General features: G+C 41.3%; 14 protein-coding genes and 2 pseudogenes. 9 read left to right on the forward strand and 7 right to left on the reverse strand.

All coding sequences use genetic code 11. The annotated features are described in order from the left end of the window. Positions 1-649: 649 nt before the first annotated feature. Entirely contained in the window at positions 650-844 is a 195-nt protein-coding gene (locus V7K55_RS02715) for a hypothetical protein (RefSeq protein WP_190895038.1), read from the forward strand. A 20-nt stretch (positions 845-864) separates the two neighbouring features. Here the strand turns inward: V7K55_RS02715 and V7K55_RS02720 are convergent, their stop codons facing one another. The 3 genes from V7K55_RS02720 to V7K55_RS02730 form a co-directional block, all read right to left on the reverse strand. Next, on the reverse strand, positions 865-1,566 hold the full coding sequence (locus tag V7K55_RS02720; RefSeq protein ID WP_334827934.1) for a LapA family protein: 702 nt from the start codon (positions 1,564-1,566) through the stop codon (positions 865-867). A 174-nt stretch (positions 1,567-1,740) separates the two neighbouring features. Beyond that, positions 1,741-2,361: a flavin prenyltransferase UbiX gene (locus tag V7K55_RS02725; protein WP_334827936.1), complete on the reverse strand. Its 621-nt coding sequence runs from the start codon at positions 2,359-2,361 to the stop codon at positions 1,741-1,743. Between the two features lie 17 nt (positions 2,362-2,378). Continuing rightward, on the reverse strand, positions 2,379-4,733 hold the full coding sequence (locus tag V7K55_RS02730; protein ID WP_334827938.1) for a ribonuclease R family protein: 2,355 nt from the start codon (positions 4,731-4,733) through the stop codon (positions 2,379-2,381). An 837-nt stretch (positions 4,734-5,570) separates the two neighbouring features. On the opposite strand from V7K55_RS02730, the gene V7K55_RS02735 reads away from it, so the two are divergent. The 3 genes and pseudogenes from V7K55_RS02735 (at position 5,571) to V7K55_RS02745 (ending at position 7,242) form a co-directional block, all read left to right on the forward strand. Further along, on the forward strand, positions 5,571-6,455 hold the full coding sequence (locus V7K55_RS02735) for a hypothetical protein (RefSeq protein WP_334827940.1): 885 nt from the start codon (positions 5,571-5,573) through the stop codon (positions 6,453-6,455). Between the two features lie 389 nt (positions 6,456-6,844). Next, positions 6,845-7,063: pseudogene (locus V7K55_RS02740) on the forward strand (hypothetical protein); the annotation flags it as partial. Between the two features lie 47 nt (positions 7,064-7,110). Beyond that, on the forward strand, positions 7,111-7,242 hold the full coding sequence (locus V7K55_RS02745) for a hypothetical protein (protein ID WP_334827942.1): 132 nt from the start codon (positions 7,111-7,113) through the stop codon (positions 7,240-7,242). Between the two features lie 161 nt (positions 7,243-7,403). Here the strand turns inward: V7K55_RS02745 and clpP are convergent, their stop codons facing one another. Continuing rightward, positions 7,404-8,015 carry an ATP-dependent Clp endopeptidase proteolytic subunit ClpP gene (gene clpP / locus V7K55_RS02750; RefSeq protein ID WP_334827944.1) on the reverse strand — a complete coding sequence of 204 codons (612 nt, stop codon included), beginning with the start codon at positions 8,013-8,015 and terminating at the stop codon, positions 7,404-7,406. Positions 8,016-8,470: 455 nt separating this feature from the next. On the opposite strand from clpP, the gene V7K55_RS02755 reads away from it, so the two are divergent. Both V7K55_RS02755 and V7K55_RS02760 read left to right on the forward strand, forming a co-directional pair. After that, complete coding sequence (locus V7K55_RS02755; protein WP_334827946.1) at positions 8,471-8,626, forward strand: hypothetical protein; 156 nt, start codon at positions 8,471-8,473, stop codon at positions 8,624-8,626. 172 nt (positions 8,627-8,798) lie between these two features. Then, a complete protein-coding gene (locus tag V7K55_RS02760; protein WP_334827948.1) occupies positions 8,799-10,856 on the forward strand; it encodes a thioredoxin domain-containing protein in 2,058 nt (685 codons plus the stop codon). A 102-nt stretch (positions 10,857-10,958) separates the two neighbouring features. On the opposite strand, the gene V7K55_RS02765 is transcribed toward V7K55_RS02760, so the two are convergent. Then, entirely contained in the window at positions 10,959-11,381 is a 423-nt protein-coding gene (locus V7K55_RS02765) for a type II toxin-antitoxin system VapC family toxin (protein ID WP_334827950.1), read from the reverse strand. Then, the gene (locus V7K55_RS02770) at positions 11,378-11,602 is read right to left on the reverse strand and encodes a hypothetical protein (RefSeq protein WP_334827952.1); all 225 of its coding nucleotides are present in this window, start codon (positions 11,600-11,602) and stop codon (positions 11,378-11,380) included. Before V7K55_RS02770 ends, V7K55_RS02765 begins: the two co-directional genes overlap by 4 nt. A gap of 99 nt (positions 11,603-11,701) precedes the next feature. Between V7K55_RS02770 and V7K55_RS02775 the strand changes: the two genes are divergently transcribed. Further along, on the forward strand, positions 11,702-12,304 hold the full coding sequence (locus V7K55_RS02775; protein ID WP_334827954.1) for a molybdenum cofactor guanylyltransferase: 603 nt from the start codon (positions 11,702-11,704) through the stop codon (positions 12,302-12,304). A gap of 295 nt (positions 12,305-12,599) precedes the next feature. Continuing rightward, complete coding sequence (locus V7K55_RS02780; protein WP_334827956.1) at positions 12,600-13,028, forward strand: HNH endonuclease; 429 nt, start codon at positions 12,600-12,602, stop codon at positions 13,026-13,028. Positions 13,029-13,130: 102 nt separating this feature from the next. On the opposite strand, the pseudogene V7K55_RS02785 reads toward V7K55_RS02780, so the two are convergent. Beyond that, positions 13,131-14,590 (reverse strand): annotated as a pseudogene (locus V7K55_RS02785) (IS5 family transposase). 82 nt (positions 14,591-14,672) lie between these two features. Between V7K55_RS02785 and V7K55_RS02790 the strand changes: the two are divergent. Then, a complete protein-coding gene (locus tag V7K55_RS02790; protein ID WP_334827959.1) occupies positions 14,673-15,047 on the forward strand; it encodes a hypothetical protein in 375 nt (124 codons plus the stop codon). Positions 15,048-15,103: the final 56 nt, after the last annotated feature.

The following is a 15,103-nucleotide window of genomic DNA, read 5'->3' on the forward strand; positions in this document are numbered from 1 at the left end:
CCAACACAAGCTGAAAATTCATCAAGCTTTTGATAATATTCACAATTCCGTGTATTACACGGTATAGCGTTGTGTCTGAAAATTTGTTTTAAATATCCAGCCCTATTTTAAATTCATCATTCAGCAGAATTCTCAACGTTTACCATGTTTCATCCGTTAGTTTCGCTCTCAATCTATTCATAACTATTCTCATAATGGGAATTGCTGGATTCATACAGATTTGACAAATATTCCGTGAAATTACTATAAAGAATCAACGATGAATTTTTTAGGGATGTAGCAAATATCCTGATGTAACCTGGTAATTGCCGTATATTAATCACTATGCTTAACGAAAAAATTAATATAGCTTGTTTGAAACTTTATCGAAACAATTTCTGTCTATCTAAATAATCCGAATTTTCACTCTGGTGGATAATTTTAAGTATACACAATACTGTGTTTTCAATAGCACGGCATCATTAGTCTAAAAATCTAGTTATAACTAGCTATTTCAATTAAATGGTTTCGATAGAGGTGTAAATAATGACTGATATGAAGCGATCGCTCAAAAATATTTGTAAATAAAGAAGTTTTGGCACAAAAACTACTGCATATTTCACCCCAATAAGCCTGAATGAATAAATATATGATGAATGAGGCGTCAACCATGAATCGAATTCGTGACGTAGTACAAAAAGCTTTAGCAACTGGCTATTTGACAGTGGAAGCTGAAAATCAACTACGACAATTGTTGACTACCCGATATGACTTGGAAGATTTTAATGCTTTCATGACTTTGCAAGAAGCTGCCATGACTGGTAAGGTCAAGCAGGAGTCTAGGGAGCGGTGTGGCATCAAATAGAGACGTAAGACGCTACATCCTCACCGACGGGAGCGTTTATCATCATCCTCAAAATCCTCATCATCATCAAAAAATTCCCAATCATCATCATCGGCTTGATTGGTAGTCGGCGGCTGATAAGGGGGGACGATTACACGATAATCGGCATCATAAACCGATTCAGTTTTTCCCACAGGTGTATTTTTTGGCTCGCGGTAGCTGTAGGAGTAAACTGAACCAGACTGAGAACTGCTTTTGGCTTCTGATTGACGTTCGTAAGTCTTAGAGTCTCTAGCAGGTTCAGGTTGAGGATTACGGGTAGGCACTTCCTCTGATTTTTCATCAAAGTTCCAATCATCATCTCTATTGCCATTTGTCTCCCAATCATCAAATACCTCACTGCTAGTAGGCTCTTCTTTTTTACTAGCTGGTGGTGGACTGGCAGGGCGAGATGTAAATTCTTCTCTCTGGGTTGCCTTTGCCCGCGCTGAAGTTGTGCGTCGGCGTTCAGGTGTTTGGCGTTGTCCTGCCACAAAATAATTCGATAAGTTAAACAAGGTAGCAATCAATATAGATGTGAAAGCACCTGTGGCAGTACTGAACAAAATCCATATCGCTAGTGGTAATGGTTGAGTTCGCACGCCCAAAAATACTAGCGATAGGGCAGGTGAGAAATTTTGGACTAACAACAGCGTTAGTCCTCCCAGTACTGCCACTAATAGAATTAAGCGAATTACAGCCATAGCAATTTTGTCAGTTGTCAGTTGTCAGTGGGTAGTTGTCAGTGGTCAGTTGTCAGTTATCAGTCTGATTATTCTTCACTAATTACTGTTCGCTTACCTACTGACACTATCAGCCATCTCTATCATTACCCTTTTAGGACTATTGTGAAATTTCCGATGAGTCCACTGAGGGCATTAGCGACGGCCTTCCCACCTCTGAATTGGGATGCAGTCAATATCTAGTTGATCTAAAGCACGGGCAACTACAAAATCAACTAAATCCTCGATGCTTTGAGGATTATGATACCAGGCGGGAATAGCGGGGACAATTCTCACTCCAACTTCAGCTAGAGAGGTTAAGTTACGCAGGTGGATGAGGCTAAAAGGCGTTTCACGAGGAACAATGACCAGTTTTCGCCCTTCTTTAAGTTGGACATCTGCTGCCCGTTCTAGTAAATCGGAACTCAAGCCAACCGCTAGCTTTGCCACTGTACTCATGCTGCATGGAATAATTATCATCCCCAGAGTCGCAAAGGAACCACTGGCAATCCCGGCTCCAACATCACCCCAAGGATGGCAGCGGAGTTTACCCGAAAGGGCAACTCCAGCTTGCTCTCGCCAAAATTGCTCTTGTGCGGTTGGTTCTGGTGGCATCCGAATTTCCTGTTCTGACTGCCAAACCATGTAAGTAGATTTAGAGGCAATCAATTCAATACTATAATCCGCTTCTAGCAAAAATTTGATCGCGCGAACAGCGTAAATCAGACCAGATGCGCCCGATACGCCTAAAATTAGAGGTTTAGTGTTATTTGACACGTAGCTTTTAATTAATTTTACTCATCCTCGGAGTAAGGGTCTAGGTCATCAGGCTCCATGTCATTTGGTAAGTATAAGTCTGAAAGCTCTTCGTGAGAGCCATTACCAGTTAGACCTTTGGGTACACCATCGCTGCCGACTGTTACCAAATCAATTTGTTGACGGTAGTAATCGACACTCTTAACTTGGACGGCGACGCGATCGCCTAATCTATAAGAAGCGCGATTTTTGCGACCAAACAGTGCCTGCTGTCTGGCGCGATATTCATACCAATCATCTTTGAGAGAACTGACGTGTACCAACCCTTCTACCCTCAAAGGCACACCAGGATTACTGCTGGACTCCACCTCGGCGGCTGGGACTTCAATTTCCACAAAGAAACCGTAGGATTGAACGCCGGTAATCACACCTTGAAATACCTGGCCGATGCGTTGCTTCATCAGTTGGGCTTTTTGCAGTCCAGCTAAATCGGCTTCAGCTTCTTGGACTTCTTTTTCTCGGTCGTTGAGTTGGACAATTACCCTAGTCAAATCGCTTTGCAGTTCTTGTTGCAATTCTGGGGGTAAAACGTTCCAGTTAATTTCCTCGTGGCTGGAGGAGTGGCGCAGGTTAACCCGCTCTCTCACACGGGTATTGCGGCGATCGCGTCCGTTTTCGAGTAGGGTGTAATACACTCTCTGCATCAGCAAATCTGGGTAACGCCGCAATGGGGCACTAAAGTGGACATATTGTGGTAATGCCAGACCAAAGTGAGATCCTTTAGTAGTGCTGTATGCCGACGGCTTGAGGGTATCTTGCAATAAGTAAGTCAGAACTTGCTCAGAGGGAGATTCCGCAAAAGCTGTGGTCAAATGTTGATAATCTAAAGGTTGGATATCGACTTCTGGATCTAATGTGAGATCAACGCCTAAATTGACTGCCAATTTCAGCATTTCCTGGACATCTTCAACATCGGGTGTGCCTTGGACTCGCCAGATAGCAGGAACACCAAGAGCATTTAAGTGAGTTGCTACCAGTTGATTAACTAACAGTACCAACTCTGTGAGTAGCGATCGCACTGGTAAATCATTCACCACCACAGCGCCGAGAATCCCTTCATCATAGTAGGCGTTTTGGCTGGGCGGCAGATTCAACTGGAGACTACCACGATTCAATCGTACCTGTTTGACGGCTGTTTGCAAGGCTTGGAGGTCTTGCAGTATTTGGACGACCTGTGATGATTTATCTTGCGCTTCACCTGTGAGAATTGCTTGGGCTTGTTCTGTACTCAATGCAGTCTCGACGTTGATGACACTGGATTGAATTTCCCACTCCAGCACTTCTCCCGATTGGGGATCAATGGTAATTAAGAAAGAGATGGTTAAGCGATCGCTCCCAGGTACTAAAGAACAGCGTTCTGCTACAACTGGAGGCAAAATTGGTAACACCAATTCTCCCAAATACACTGACTTACCGCGTTTGAGTGCTTCTCTATCTAAGGCTTCGTCAGGTTGCACATAGTGAGAAACATCGGTGATATGAACGCCTAAAAGCCAATTTCCGGCTAAGTTTTTTTCTAAACTAAAAGCGTTTTCTATAATTTTGGTGTTGCCATTTACCCCTTCAATGGTGAGAGTAAACAAATTACGCAAATCTAGCCGATTTTTCAGGTCTGCTTTGAGTAGCTTTTTAGGCAACTTAGCGGCGGCTTCTAAAACATGATCGGGAAAAGTCCGGGAAAGGTCGTGTTTGCAGGTAACTAAATCTATATCAGCAGCAGCTTCGGCATCGCTACCGAGGATTTGCACTACTCGACCAAGGGGAGGATATTGTGCCAATGGGTAACGCAAAACTTCCACATGAACCAGGTGATCGATCGCTTCTTCTAACTTTGCCTCGTTAGGTTGGATCTTGAGTTCAAACAGTAATCGGTCATCTAAAGGCACAGCCCGGAAACCAGTTTCCACCTGCTTAATTCGTGCCAATAAAGTATGGTTAGAGCGTTCGAGAATTAGCTTCACCTCCCCTTCAGGAGAGCGGCGACGGCTGCCTTCCTTGAGAACTCTTACCAAAACGCGATCGCCATTCCAAGCATTACTCAAATGACTTTCGCGGATGTAAATATCCTCGGCTCCTTCCACATCTTGAATAGCAAAGCAAAAGCCTTTACTAGAACAACGGAGTTTTGCCTCGATTATTCCCTCTTCTGAAACGCGGCGATACTTGCCCCGTTCTTTCACTAAAATACCGATTTTTTCAAGAACATCTAAAGCAATGTGAAGTTTTTGTAAGCTTTTTTCATCTTCACAGCCAAGTTTCTTTTCTAAAACCTTCCGAGCTACCAATTTATCATCGGTGAAATTGGCAAGGAGTGTAGCGATTGAAAATTCCATGCAGTGAACCGACCTTTGGTCAAAAAATCATTTGTTGTTTAATCTGGTTCATTCCTGTATACCCTCACGGCTTACAGAAACAAGCTGGAAACGAATTGCCCCGAGGCAAAGCTTCCTAAGTTCTAATGAAAGGAAGCCCAACCTGACAAGAGTAGGAAACTACTCCGGCAGTTCCGAGCAAAGGAAGCCTACCCACGGACAACTCTGGGCATCTACGAACTTCTCACTGCACGATGCTCTCAGAATTCGTCTGCGTTCAAGTTCCTTCACCTAGCCAAACTTAAGATTGCACGCCTGTTTAAGATTTAGCCCCGCTAGTTAATTACGCGACGGGTTTTTGAGAAGTTGGGTTTTAGATAATCCATACTACCCAAAAGCGCTATGCAGGGGAGCCACTGCCGTCAAGTGGCATGGAAACTACAGGTGTTTGATTGTCTAGAGTGAAGGTAATTTTACGCCATTAGAATCTGATTTTTAACTAGGAGGAACTGCCGGTGAACCCAATTTTCCCACATGTAGAATCGGTAACAATTAGGTCAGCAGCTTAATAAGCAGTGAGGGCGAACCTTATCTCCATTATTGTAGATTTAGAGCGCACTTCCAGAAAATAGTTCTAGATATCTAGTTGGGTAATCAGTATAGCATTGCAAGCAAGACTACCCAGACAAGTTAGCACTAGCCAAAAGTTTCGTCAAAAAACAGCTACTGCTACAATTGGGACACGGGACAAAGCATAAAAAGGGACTGGGGATTGGGTATTTAGGATTAAAATAATTCCTTCCCAGTCCCAAGTCCCCGATCCCAAGTCCCCAAAAGATTTAAATTGGTAGCAGTATTATGTTGGCTCAATTCCAGAGCTTGTATCCCAACGGCAGCCTGATTTCTGAATTAGTGCAAATTTTTCAAGGAAAATATATTGTTCGGGCAAGCGTGCAGATTGAAGGTGTAACCCGTGCGACGGGTATGGCAGCAGCAGAAACAGTAGAAGCCGCAGAAGACCAAGCCAGAACTAGGGCGTTGATAGTTTTGGGTATTACAAATGCACCACCCGAATCAGTGGCATTTAGCTCAAATCCAATTTCCCCAGCACAGGTAAATCCTTCTTTGAATACCAAAGCTGGATTGAGTGAGTTTACTTATGCTTCTACAAAAGAGGGGGATTCTGTTGGTAGTCAATGGCCAGGGGTCAGCGACAAAGAAATATCTATCGCGCCCTCTAAAGTCCGCAACATCAAACCAGAAGTAATAACAAACAATAATGAACAGTATGAGTACAGCAATGCTGCACCTCTACTCAGCGATACCTATAGCCAGGATTTAGGTCAAAACTTTCCTGTGACTACCAACCGAGAGCTAGAATTCGATCCTCCAGTTGAAAAATTAGAAATAACTTTTGATAACCAGGTAGAAAATCAAACATTTCCACCAATTTCTGCTAATAATGTCACACCATTTACACCCCGGAGTTACACGCCTCAAGAGGATGTAACTACCCCATCTGTGACAGGGAAGAGAAAGAAGAAAGCTGAACCCGTGGATTTATCAGATGTCATTGCTAAAACAGATGTAGAACTTCAGCGTTTAGGCTGGACACCAGATCAGGGACGGGAGCATTTGATTAAAACCTACGGTAAGCGGGGTAGAACTTTGCTCACTGAAGAAGAATTACACGGATTCCTCAAATTCCTTCAATCTGAGCCTGACCCAATAGCGGGATTTTGATTAGTCATTGGTCATTAGTCATTAGTCATTTGTAAGGGCTAATGACTCATAACGTAGGCTATTGAAACAGTAATGAAGCTATGGAACCTGGGAATTTTGCTGAAGTAATTGCTCAAACAGATGTTGAGATGCAGCGACTAGGCTGGACAACAGACCGGGGACGGGAGCATCTCAAAAAAAATTATGGGAAGCGATCGCGTACTTTACTGACAGAAGTAGAATTACTAGAATTCCTTCAATACCTTGAATCTCAACCGTTAGATGAAGTTGTGACTGCCAAAATTGATGTTGACACCGAACAGTTATGTTGGACACAACAGCAGGGGGAAATTAATGCTGAAATCGAACAATTATGTTGGATGAAAGAGGATGTAGTCCCTCCGTCAGTGACAGGAAAGAGAAAGAAGAAAGCTGAACCCGTGGATTTATCGGATGTGATTGCAAAAACAGATGTCGAACTTCAGCGTTTAAACTGGACACCAGAACAGGGACGGGAGCATCTGATTAAAACCTACGGTAAACGGGGACGTACTTTGCTAACTGAAGAAGAATTAGATGGATTTCTCAAATACCTGCAATTTCAGCCAGACCCAATAGCGGGATTTTGATTTGTCATTAGTATATTAGTCATGGTTGGGTTAAGGCAAAAGACGCGATGAATCGCCGTCAAGACAAAAGCCCGATTATTGTAGAGACGGCGATTTATCGCGTCTTTGTGATGATTTATCGAATCTTTAGCGATCTAAAATTTTTATCAAAAAACCTTAACCGAACTGTATTGGATTGAGGATGAGGTAAACCAGGGATATAAATTGTATATTATTTAATTCTCATTCCTAAATAGTTGAGCAGTCCACCCATTCCAAAAATAACCCCTCTTCATAAGTGAAGAGGGGTTATTTTTGAGCTTTAAGGGAATTAAAAGTGGTAAATCACCAATCGTGAGTATTAATTAACAGCAGCAACTGCTGGACGACTACCAGCAGCGTGGCGGTCAATCACTTGGTCAATCAAACCATAATCTCTGGCTTCCTCTGGTGACATGAAAAAGTCACGTTCAGTATCTTCAGCAATGCGCTCAATTGGTTGACCTGTATGGTCAGCTAAATAGTCATTTAGCCGCTTCTTATGGTACAAAATTTCCCGCGCCTGAATTTCAATATCAGTCGCCTGTCCTTGAGCGCCACCGAGAGGTTGATGAATCATAATCCGAGAATGGGGTAAGCTCATCCGCTTACCCTTAGCACCAGCGCTGAGGAGGAAAGCGCCCATACTCGCCGCCAATCCGGTACAAATTGTACAGACATCAGGGCGAATGTGCTTCATAGTGTCAAAAATGCCCATACCAGCCGTCACTGAACCACCGGGAGAATTGATGTACATATAAATGTCCTTCTCCGGGTCTTCAGCATCCAAGTACAGCAGTTGGGCAACAATCAAGTTAGCAATGTTGTTGTCAACTTGTTGTCCCAAAAAGATGATGCGCTCACGCAACAGCCGTGAGTAGATGTCAAAGGCGCGTTCACCTCGACCCGATTGTTCAATAACGATAGGAATCATGGAAGCGTGTTTGTGGCTACTTTAAATACATTTTATCGGTGACAGCACAAAACTGGGGTTGATCTCTACTGTTCTCAAGCAGATAACTTAAACTTTTATCCTTTTTCTTTGCTTCTTTGCCTCTTTCTTAACCTCTAAAGGCACTTTTTAGCCGGAAAAAGCGTCTAAGAGAATATCCCATGTCGGGAAAACAAATCAAAAAACTCCAATTATCGCCAATCTCATAATCTCGGCCTTTGCTGGATAACTTTGGCGATGTACTCATTAAACCGATAACCGAAATCCAACTTGCTTAGGGAATTGTGTTAGCTTTCAGTAACATTTTAAACATTTTTTTAGGATTTCCCTCAGCAATTATCAAGTTATTTTTGTTAGATTCGGTAAATCGATAGTACGAGGTGTATTCAGAATAACCAGTCCTAATTGAAATGCTATCCACTCACAAGAGACGTGCCATGCTGGAAAAACTTATACAAGCCGCCATCATCACCTTCTTGCTCCATTTGATAGCAGGACTTAGCCCAAATACTTTAATTCAGTCAAAGACAGCATCACCTGTGCGAGAAACACCACCAAATATTGTTAGTTTGCTATTGCGATCTTTTCAGTAAAAATATTTCACAACTTATACAGGTGTCGGCGATATCAATGACATAAACTAGCACCTCCTACCCAAGGAGTAACTCGCTTGTAGGATTATCTTACATATACATACCTGTCGAGGCCAACACTCTTGGGAACAAGGTAGACTGAGCAAATAAGGCAACTAATTTGCATTTGATCATGACTAATCGCCTTGCTGAAGCTAAGAGCCTCTATCTCCGCAAACACGCCGAAAACCCCATTGATTGGTGGCCTTGGTGTGACGAAGCACTTGCAACTGCAAGAGCGCAAAATAAACCGATTTTTCTCTCCATTGGCTACTCTAGTTGCCACTGGTGTACTGTCATGGAAGGCGAGGCTTTTTCTGATATTGCGATCGCCCACTTCATGAATACCAATTATCTTCCCATCAAAGTAGACAGGGAAGAAAGACCTGACCTCGATAGCATCTATATGCAAGCTTTGCAGATGATGAGCGGTCAAGGGGGTTGGCCTTTAAATATTTTTCTTTCCCCAGAAGATTTAGTGCCATTCTACGCTGGGACTTATTTTCCTGTAGACCCGCGCTATGGTCGTCCCGGATTTTTGCAGGTGTTGCAAGCTCTTCGCCGTTATTACGACACCGAAAAAGTAGAATTACAGCAACGCAAAGCCTTAATTATTGAGTCTCTGCTCACGTCTGCGGTATTGGAAGACGGTACAATAACTGAGCTTGAAGATCGGGAATTACTTCGCCAAGGTTGGGAAACTAGCACAGGTGTAATAACTCCTAATCAATCTGGCAATAGCTTTCCGATGATCCCCTACACAGAATTAGCACTGCGGGGAACTCGATTTAATTTTGAATCTCGCTATGATGGCAAACAAGTTTGTACCCAGCGAGGACTAGACTTAGCGCTGGGAGGGATTTATGACCATGTAGCTGGTGGTTTTCATCGCTATACTGTTGACCCAACTTGGACAGTACCGCATTTTGAAAAGATGCTCTATGACAATGGGCAGATTGTGGAGTATCTAGGAAATTTATGGAGTGCAGGAATACAAGAACCAGCGTTTGAAAGAGCGATCGCTGGTACTGTAGAATGGCTAAAGCGGGAAATGACCGCACCCGAAGGTTACTTCTATGCTTCTCAAGATGCCGACAGCTTCACCCAAGCCACGGCTGTAGAACCAGAAGAAGGAGCTTTTTATGTTTGGAGTTACAGCGAAGTACAGCAACTGTTAACACCTGAAGAATTAACGGAATTGCAACAGCAATTTACTGTTACCCCTAACGGTAACTTTGAAGGACGCAATGTTTTACAAAGAAGGAATTCGGGTAAGCTGAGTGCAACGCTAGAAACCGCACTGAGTAAGCTGTTTATTGTTCGCTATGGCGTTGATTCTGAGTCTTTAGAAACTTTTCCCCCGGCTCGTAACAACCAGGAAGCAAAAACCACTAATTGGCCAGGTCGCATTCCCTCGGTGACAGATACGAAGATGATTGTCGCTTGGAATAGCTTGATGATTTCTGGACTAGCTAAAGCTGCTGGCGTTTTCCAAGAACCATCATATCTGGAATTAGCAGCACGAGCCGCGAATTTTATCTTGGAAAATCAGTTTGTCGATGGGCGTTTTCAGCGACTCAATTATCAAGGTGAACCAACCGTTTTAGCTCAATCTGAAGATTACGCTTTGTTTATTAAAGCTCTGCTAGATTTACAAGCTTCCAACCCTGAGCATCAGCAATGGTTAGAAAAAGCGATCGCTATCCAAGATGAATTTAATGAATTTCTCTGGAGTGTGGAATTAGGTGGTTACAATAACACATCAAGCGATTATAGTCAAGATTTAATTGTCAGAGAGCGGAGTTACACAGATAATGCGACACCTTCAGCCAATGGAATTGCGATCGCTAATCTTGTTCGTCTCGCTCTACTCACTGATAATCTAGATTATTTGGATTTAGCAGAACTTGGTTTGAAAGCTTTTAAAAGTGTGATGCATCGCGCTCCACAAGCTTGTCCCAGCTTATTTACAGCTTTGGATTGGTATCGGAATTCTACCTTGATTCGCAGCACCACTGAGCAGATAAACTCGCTGATCCCCAAGTTTCTACCAGCATCTGTATTTGCCCTAACATCTGATTTACCAGAGGGAAGCGTTGGGTTAGTTTGCCAAGGTTTGAAGTGTCTTGCACCAGCCGAAAGTGTAGAGCATTTATTGCAGCAAGTGGAGAAAAGTCAGGTGAGGGCGTGAAATAGTTTTATTTCTCCCAACTAGAATGTTACCAGCAGGTCATACAGTCCTGATCGCAACTTTCTGCGCGGTTGCTCATTTGACTCCGTATAGTGATGATGCCTAAACAGACCAAGGATTAACCATTACAACCCCTGTCCCAGCAAAATCTTTTTCGTTACGGGTGACAAGTGATAAAGAGTTATGAATTGCAATCGCTGCAATCAGAGAATCCATGACAGGTAGAGGTCGCCCATTCTGTTCTAGTTGCCCGACTAAATTTCCCCACAACACCATTGTTGAGACATCTATACTTAAAATTTTTTGTTGAAAACGATTGGGTAGGGTTTCATTCAGCCAAGTTGTTAAAAATTCTTTCCGCTTAGATGCAGTAATTTTGCTGATGCCTTTAGCGATTTCGCCAATTGTGATGACGCTCAGGTAAAGCGTTTCAGGCACTTGGGCATCTAGCCAATCTACAACTTGTTGATTTGGTTGTTTGGCAAAAAGTTCGGAAATCAGGCAGGTATCAAGGAGGTAATTCATGGAGTGAAGGCATCGCGGGCGAGGCTGCGCTCTCGATCAATATCTAGTTCTTCGGTGAGTTCAGCTAGGGGGGATTGACGGAAAAACTCTGAGAGTTTACTTGGTTGATCTGGTTGGGTGTTGTTTTGTGTGGTCAGGCTTTGGGCAAGGAGTTGAATGATGTACAGTTTATCGTTGGGGGAAAGCTGAAGGAGTTGTTGTTCGAGTTCTTGGATAGCCATGATGGGGTTTAAGGGAAGATAAATTTATTCTACTTTCAGTGTCAGGGGTTAATCTAGTTTGACTTTTGACTCGTTTTTTACTCTCTATTTTTTTGACGAATGACTATTAACTCATGTAGCAAATTAACCGCAATTGTTTTAGCTGGCGGTAAAAGTTATCGCATGGGTCAAGATAAAGCCTTGATTCCCATTGAAGGAATACCTTTGTTACAGCGAGTTTGTGCGATCGCTCAAAGCTGTACCGATACTGTTTATATAATCACTCCCTGGCCAGAACGCTATCAAGATTTGCTTTTACCTGGTTGCCAATTTATCCGAGAAGTACCTTTATCTGGAGATTCTATAGCTCACGGGCCTTTAGTTGGTTTTGCCCAAGGACTAGCCGAAGTGCAGACAGAATGGGTGATGTTGCTAGCTTGCGATTTACCGAGGTTGCGGGTTGAGGTGTTGCAAGATTGGGTAAGTAGACTTGATAGTGTGGGGGATAATGCGATCGCAGCTTTAGCTCATCATCCTAAAGGCTGGGAACCTCTGTGTGGTTTTTATCGCCGTCGCTGTTTGCCCCAACTTTTAGAGTTTATCAATCAAGGGGGGCGATCGTTTCAGCAATGGCTGCGGCAATATCCGGTAGAAGTTTTGCCTTTATCAGAACCCAAAATGCTGTTTAACTGCAATACACCAGAGGACTTGACTTTAAGTTAATCTTTATATCTGATGGTATTAGGAAATAAATATACCCGAATTTCTCACCAGATTTTTCAAAGCCTTATAAAACCTAGATTTAGACTTTTCATGCTTGATCAAAACTTTCAACCATCAAAAAAGTCTGAAACGTTCTTTTGGTAAAGGTTATGGCAAATGTGATTGCAGGTGCAGGGCTTGTGAGAAATACGGGTATAGACTAGATTATGCTTTGTAAAATTTCGGCAGTTTTATAGTTGGTGTCACCAAGTGTCAAGTTCATAGAAATTTATATTCAATTTTATTAGCAAAAATTATGCAATGTATTATTTGTAAAGAAAATAAGTCTGCTACTAATTTTAGTAAAGAACATATATTTCCTGATAGTATAGGAGGAAATATTACTTTAGATTGTGTTTGTAAAATATGTAATGATATCCTTGGTTCCTCAATAGATTCAAAGCTTACTAACCATGAGTTTGTACAACTAATTCGTCTGGCTTTAAAAATTCCTGGAAAATCAGGAAAAATTCCTAATCCGCTTTACGAATCTTATATCGCTGGTACTCAAGAAAAAATTAGATATATATTTGATAATTCTGGTAATCCTAAAGAACTACAACAGGTTTCTTCAAAAGTTGATATTGAATTTGAAGATGATGGGGCATTAAATATTCATATAGAAGTTTGTACAAAGCCAGGTGATGAAGCAGACAGAAGGAAACTAATAGATAGGGCTTGCTGAAAAAGTCGTATTTAAGCCAGATCAAGAATCAGTTAACAATGCTTGTAAGTGAAAATATAATTCATTATATGAACCAATTTGAGTGAATATAATATTTTCTAATCATTCCAATCTAAAAATAGGAAAAACACAGTATTTTCTAAAATAGATACAAAAAAAAGTCATAATTATCCGCCGCAGTAATGCGGAAAGATTCATGACTAGAAAAGTTATAGCAATGGCTGTTTCAGAAGTATTAGAAAGTTTGGTCATTAGTCGGTCGAGATTATATCTTCTTTTAGCCTCTCCAAATTTCCCTTCAATACAATTACGCTCTCTCTCGTCTAATTGTGTCTGTTTTTTTGTCTCTTTACTGATATTCTTGGGTGGTCGTCCTAATGGTATACCACTAATTCTGATTCCTCTTTCTTTGCACCATTTTCTATTGTCTTTGGTTCGATAAATCTGGTCTACATGCACAGATTCTGGGTAGTGTCCTGTTGCTATCCTAAAAGCTTCTACTTGCGCTTTTAAGTCGCTTGATTCATTAAAATTATCCCAACTAATTCGATCTAAAAATACATAACCTTCATAACAACTAGCTGATAATTTGGCTCCAAATTCTACTGATGAGCCAGCTTTCCCTCTAATGATTGGACGGACATGAGGTTGTGTTAAACTGACTATTCTATCGTCAACACGAGAAAGATTATTCTCATACATGAATAACTGTTGCCGATATACTTCATTTACAACTAATAGTATTTTATATTTTTGGGCACTCAGCCACTCCAGCTTGGCTCCAAGGGCTAATAGGCTATCTATATGTACTAGGTTTCTTTTCAGATATTGTAGTTGTTTTTTTAAAGATTTTCTTCTTTGTTTTTTCGATGGTCGTCGTTTTTTTGCTACGTCTAGATATTCTTTTCTCGCTGTATTTCTATAAGTTCTGGGTTTTTTATTTTCGTTGTCATCCAATTCTTCATACAGAATATCTATTATTTCTTCGGTTTGCTCTCTCGCTTCGTTCAATAATCCTAAATCTGTTGGATATTTAATATCTGCTGGTATACAGGTTGCATCTAATTTTAATTTTCCTTGATTTATTTCTTCATTTCTTTCTTCTTCTCCTCCTCCATTGTTAATAACTTTTTTTCAGTTGCTTCTTCACTTTCTTCCTCTCGACTATTTTTGACCATACTTCGATTCATTCTATTCACTAATCCAATATCTATTCTTTGTCTAAAATGAACGAGCATTGATGCTTCAAATGGTGCTTCGTTACTATACTTGTTCAACCCTATAAAGTACTGTAAATAAGGATTTTCTCTGATTTGTTCTACTGTCTCTCTATCACTGAGTCCCAATCTTTCCTTGATTATTAAAGCTCCTATTGCTGTCCGAAAGGATTTTGCTGGTGCCCCCATTTCCAGAGTGAATTGTTTGGCATATTCGTCTTCAAATTCTGACCACGGAATTAAATTAGCCATTATGACCCATCTATTATCCTCTGCTAATTGCCCCTCAAATGGCAGTTCAAACTTTTCTATTGGGGTAGGTAGGGTCTCAATTTTCCTATACATTTTCTATACTGATGTTAGGGTTTTGAGCTATTTTACCTGATTTTCTTGCACTTTTTACCGACAAGGCGACCTCAATTAATATTTGTACAAGGGTTTCAGCTTTAATCAGCAAGCCCTAGATATTACCAACACAAAATTAAAAAGAAAGGGTTTAACTTTATTATCTGAAGAACAAGAAAAGCAAATTTTAAATGCTCAACCTATTAGTAGTGAACGACCTCTTCTACATAAACAATTGAAAATAGATACAATTTTTTATAAACGTGCAATTATAAAAATTGCATATGAGTTAGCTTATTATTGGCTGGGTTCAGATTATCTTAATGATACTATGGGAGAATTATTACGATTAATCATTTATCAAGATTTTCAAAAAGAGCGTTGGCATAATAGATCAATCGATTTTAATATTGATTTATATAGAACCCATTTGACATCTTTTACTGTGTTGAAGTAAAGTGACGGCAAAAGTCGTATCCAGCAGTTATGCCATACTCTAGCAGCCTCACAGAT

The sequence above is a fragment of the Nostoc sp. genome, assembly GCF_036919895.1.
Lineage (GTDB): Bacteria > Cyanobacteriota > Cyanobacteriia > Cyanobacteriales > Nostocaceae > Nostoc.

What these genes read in the sequence shown, in the direction of transcription:
- V7K55_RS02715 (WP_190895038.1), top strand. Translation starts at nt 650, where the DNA reads ATGAATCGAATTCGTGACGTAGTACAAAAAGCTTTAGCAACTGGCTAT.
- V7K55_RS02720 (WP_334827934.1), bottom strand. Translation starts at nt 1,566, where the DNA reads ATGGCTGTAATTCGCTTAATTCTATTAGTGGCAGTACTGGGAGGACTA.
- V7K55_RS02730 (WP_334827938.1), bottom strand. Translation starts at nt 4,733, where the DNA reads ATGGAATTTTCAATCGCTACACTCCTTGCCAATTTCACCGATGATAAA.
- V7K55_RS02735 (WP_334827940.1), top strand. Translation starts at nt 5,571, where the DNA reads ATGTTGGCTCAATTCCAGAGCTTGTATCCCAACGGCAGCCTGATTTCT.
- V7K55_RS02745 (WP_334827942.1), top strand. Translation starts at nt 7,111, where the DNA reads ATGAATCGCCGTCAAGACAAAAGCCCGATTATTGTAGAGACGGCGATT.
- clpP (WP_334827944.1), bottom strand. Translation starts at nt 8,015, where the DNA reads ATGATTCCTATCGTTATTGAACAATCGGGTCGAGGTGAACGCGCCTTT.
- V7K55_RS02755 (WP_334827946.1), top strand. Translation starts at nt 8,471, where the DNA reads ATGCTGGAAAAACTTATACAAGCCGCCATCATCACCTTCTTGCTCCAT.
- V7K55_RS02760 (WP_334827948.1), top strand. Translation starts at nt 8,799, where the DNA reads ATGACTAATCGCCTTGCTGAAGCTAAGAGCCTCTATCTCCGCAAACAC.
- V7K55_RS02765 (WP_334827950.1), bottom strand. Translation starts at nt 11,381, where the DNA reads ATGAATTACCTCCTTGATACCTGCCTGATTTCCGAACTTTTTGCCAAA.
- V7K55_RS02770 (WP_334827952.1), bottom strand. Translation starts at nt 11,602, where the DNA reads ATGGCTATCCAAGAACTCGAACAACAACTCCTTCAGCTTTCCCCCAAC.
- V7K55_RS02775 (WP_334827954.1), top strand. Translation starts at nt 11,702, where the DNA reads ATGACTATTAACTCATGTAGCAAATTAACCGCAATTGTTTTAGCTGGC.
- V7K55_RS02780 (WP_334827956.1), top strand. Translation starts at nt 12,600, where the DNA reads ATGCAATGTATTATTTGTAAAGAAAATAAGTCTGCTACTAATTTTAGT.